Genomic DNA, 1433 nt, shown 5'->3' on the forward strand with positions numbered 1-1433 from the left:
GGGTTCACTAAAGCCAGCATGGTTACTGCCCAACACATCAAAAACTAGCACCGACTGATGGGCCATAATCGCCCGTCCACTTTCGCTCACTAGGATGGGAGGGGCAATGTGCCCAAGCTCACAGGCATCTTGAATGGCCGCCACAATATCGTTGGCGTAGTTCTGCATATTGTAATTTTTCGAGGCGGGATAGTTGGTTTTGGAACCGTCATAGTCCACCGCCAAACCGCCGCCCACATTGAGGTAGCGCATTTTGGACCCCAACTTGACCAGCTCCACATAGAGTTGGCTGGCTTCCCGCATGGCTTCTTTAATCAGGGCAATGTCTGAAACCTGGGTTCCCAGATGGAAATGGAGCATTTTCAGGCAATCAAGGCAGTTATTTTCCTCCAGCCGACGAATCATGGTAACAATATCCGGCATGGTCAGTCCTAGCTTGGCCCGATCGCCCTTGCTGGAGGAAGTTTCCGAGGATTTGGACGACTGACAACTCAACCGGGCCCGCACCCCCAACATGGGTTTAATATTTAACTGCTGGGAGATGTGTAGTACCCATTCCAGTTCTCGCAGTTGTTCAATGATGATGATGGGACGATGGCCCAAGCGCTTGGCCAGCAGGGCTGTTTCTAGATAATCCTGGTCTTTATAGCCATTGCAGATAATTAGGGGTTTGGCATGTTTATCCTGACGGTCTAGGGGGGGCGGTAGGGTAGCCAGGGCAATCATCAATTCTGGCTTGGACCCCGCTTCGAGTCCACATTGGGACGTTTGGCCAAAGCGCACCAAGGCCTCCACCAAATGCCGTTGCTGGTTACATTTAACTGGATAAACCGCCTGATAGGTGTTGGGGTAGTTGTAACGGGCGATCGCCTTGGCAAAACAACTATTCAACCGCTCTAGGCGATCGGCAAGAATATCGGAAAAACGAATTAATAGGGGCAAGCCTAATTTCCTTTGCCGCAAGGCCTCCACCAGTTCTAGTAAATCTAAGGAGCCCCCCCGATCGCCGTTGGGGGAAACCGTCACGTTACCGGCGGCATTGATGGCAAAATAGGGTGCGCCCCAAGCCTCGACTCGGTACAGGGTCTCGCTTTCCTCAATGCTCCAGGCAGTATTTTTCTTCTTTGACTTCTTGCCCAATTGTTTTTCCCCCGGCAAAGGTTCTTCCCCCATAATCCCTCTGTTTAAGATTAATCCGTCTTTCCATGGTAACTGCCCCGGACTCTCCGGCGATCGCCTGGTTGCTGACCAAGCAAAAAGCACCCCCCGGAAAGGAGAGTGCAATTCGCTGATTATTCAATTGGCATTACACCAAGGAATTAACCATTGATAGCAGGAGCGGTCAAAGCCACAGGAGCTTGCTCCCCAGAAGCCAAGTCGAGGGGGAAGTTGTGGGCATTGCGTTCGTGCATCACTTCAAAACCGATGTTGGC

Annotated in this window: 1 protein-coding gene and 1 pseudogene; both read right to left on the minus strand. The window is 51.7% G+C overall.

The window, feature by feature from the left end:
* Positions 1-1173, minus strand: a 1173-nt coding sequence (gene speA, locus IQ219_RS19585) for a biosynthetic arginine decarboxylase (protein WP_194073722.1), incomplete at its 3' end; no start/stop codon positions are given.
* A 146-nt stretch (positions 1174-1319) separates the two neighbouring features.
* Positions 1320-1433 (minus strand): annotated as a pseudogene (locus tag IQ219_RS19590) (photosystem II q(b) protein); the annotation flags it as partial.

Source organism: Synechocystis sp. LEGE 06083, assembly GCF_015207725.1.
Taxonomy (GTDB): Bacteria; Cyanobacteriota; Cyanobacteriia; order Cyanobacteriales; family Microcystaceae; genus Synechocystis; species Synechocystis salina.